The sequence below is a fragment of the Agromyces sp. P1_H4 genome (assembly GCF_056405255.1).
In genome coordinates this window covers 1-1,826 of the sequence record NZ_JBFUCL010000497.1, presented here as the reverse complement: position 1 = coordinate 1,826, position 1,826 = coordinate 1, and the positions used below count along the sequence as shown (strand labels likewise).

Annotated in this window: 3 protein-coding genes; 2 read left to right on the top strand and 1 reads right to left on the bottom strand. The window is 68.2% G+C overall.

Annotated features, from left to right (window positions below):
- A partial coding sequence (gene hrcA / locus AC1DY2_RS19320) for a heat-inducible transcriptional repressor HrcA (RefSeq protein WP_476763884.1) occupies positions 1-590 on the bottom strand: 590 nt, incomplete at its 3' end.
- Positions 591-784: 194 nt separating this feature from the next.
- Here hrcA and AC1DY2_RS19315 point away from each other — a divergent pair.
- Both AC1DY2_RS19315 and AC1DY2_RS19310 read left to right on the top strand, forming a co-directional pair.
- The gene (locus AC1DY2_RS19315) at positions 785-1,207 is read left to right on the top strand and encodes a DUF4870 domain-containing protein (protein WP_476763883.1); all 423 of its coding nucleotides are present in this window, start codon (positions 785-787) and stop codon (positions 1,205-1,207) included.
- 123 nt (positions 1,208-1,330) lie between these two features.
- On the top strand, positions 1,331-1,759 hold the full coding sequence (locus AC1DY2_RS19310; RefSeq protein ID WP_476763882.1) for a DUF4870 domain-containing protein: 429 nt from the start codon (positions 1,331-1,333) through the stop codon (positions 1,757-1,759).
- Positions 1,760-1,826 lie beyond the last annotated feature (67 nt).

Genomic DNA, 1,826 nt, shown 5'->3' with positions numbered 1-1,826 from the left:
GACAGGGCGTCCGCGGCATCCGCCATCGTCCGTCCGCCGGCCAGGTCGTTCAGTCGCACCCGCAGCGCGGAGAGGGTCTCGTCGTCGACGGGCTCGTCGAGCGCGACGAGGCGCTGCTCCACCTGCCCTGAGTCGGCGATGAGGATGCCGAGCACGCGGTCGGGGGCGAGGGACACCAGCTCGACGTGCCGCACGCGGGCGCTGCCGAACGAGGGGTACTGCACCACGGCGAGCTGCTTGGTCAGCTGGGCGATGAGCCGGACCGTGCGCGCGAGCAACTCGTCGAGGTCGCTCGATTCGCCGAGGAAGGTCTCGATGGCCTGGCGCTGCGCCTGGCTCAGCGGACGCACGTCGGTGAGCTGGTCGACGAAGACGCGATAGCCCTTGTCGGTGGGGATGCGACCCGACGAGGTGTGCGGCGCCGCGATGAGCTCCTCCTCCTCGAGGAGGGCCATGTCGTTGCGGATCGTGGCGGCGGACACGCCGAAGGAGTGGCGCTCGACGATCGTCTTCGAACCCACCGGCTCGCGGGATGCGACGTAGTCCTGCACGATGGCGCGGAGCACTGCGAGACTGCGTTCGGAGACCATGGTCCTCGCTTCCCTCACCGCTTAGCACTCGTTCTGACTGAGTGCCAATCCTACCGCGAGAATCAGGGTCAGCACCGTTGCCGGGCCGCACGGCGCAGCGCTACCGTATGGGTACCCCGCGAGGCACCTTGCCTGCACCTTCCCTGCTGCAGTCGCGGTTCACCCCTTCTGAACCCCCCCTGAAAGGCACGCACATGACCGACCCCAACGTCCAGCCCTCGGATCCGACGGGGCAGACGCCGCCTCCGCCCGCCGCACCGGCGACGCCCACCCCCGCCACGCACGCCGCGCCGCCGCTGACGCCCGAGCAGGACGTGCAGTGGGGCTCGTTCGCCCACCTCGGCGGCGTGCTCGGCTTCCTGCCGTCGCTCATCATCTGGCTCGTCTTCAAGGACCGCGGCGCGTTCACCAACACCGAGGCGAAGGAGGCGCTGAACTTCCAGATCACCCTCGTCTTCGGCTACATCATCTCGGCCATCCTCGTGGTCGTCTTCATCGGTGCGCTGCTCATGTGGGTCGTCTGGATCGTGGGCGTCGTCTTCTCGATCATCGCGTTCCTCCAGGCCAAGGACGGCAAGCACTACCGCTACCCGTTCGCCATCCGCCTCATCAAGTAGGCGCACGCCGGCAAGATCGATCCGCCCGTCGCGGGAGCGCCTATTCCCGCGGCGGGCGTTGCTGTGCCAGCATGAACCCGAACGAGTCTCGCCGAACGGACGAGCCCGGAGAAGGAGACCGCCATGTCCGACCAGACCCCGCCTCCCCCGCCGCCGCAGGGACCGCCGCCGCCGCCACCGCAGGGGCCGCCCGCACCGCCGCAGAACCCCTACGGGCAGAGCCAGCAGCTCAGCCCGAGCGATGAGAAGCTCTGGTCGACGCTCGTGCACATCGGCGGCATCTTCTTCAGCTTCGTGCCGGCGCTGCTGGGCTACCTGATCCTCAAGGACAAGGGGCCCTTCGTGCGCGAGCACACCGCGACCGCGCTGAACTTCCAGATCACGATGGCCATCGCCTACGTGGTCGGCATCGTGACGACGTTCATCGTGATCGGCATCTTCATCCTGATCGCCGTGTGGGTGCTCGTGATCGTCTTCAGCATCATCGCCGCGGTGAAGGCCAACCAGGGCCAGCTCTACAGCTACCCGCTCACGATCAAGTTCGTGAGCTGAGCCTCACTCCTCGAGCAGGCGCCGCACGACGGCGTCCGCGAGCAGCCGCCCCCGCCTGGTGAGCATC

What these genes read in the sequence shown, in the direction of transcription:
- AC1DY2_RS19310 (WP_476763882.1), top strand. Translation starts at nt 1,331, where the DNA reads ATGTCCGACCAGACCCCGCCTCCCCCGCCGCCGCAGGGACCGCCGCCG.
- AC1DY2_RS19315 (WP_476763883.1), top strand. Translation starts at nt 785, where the DNA reads ATGACCGACCCCAACGTCCAGCCCTCGGATCCGACGGGGCAGACGCCG.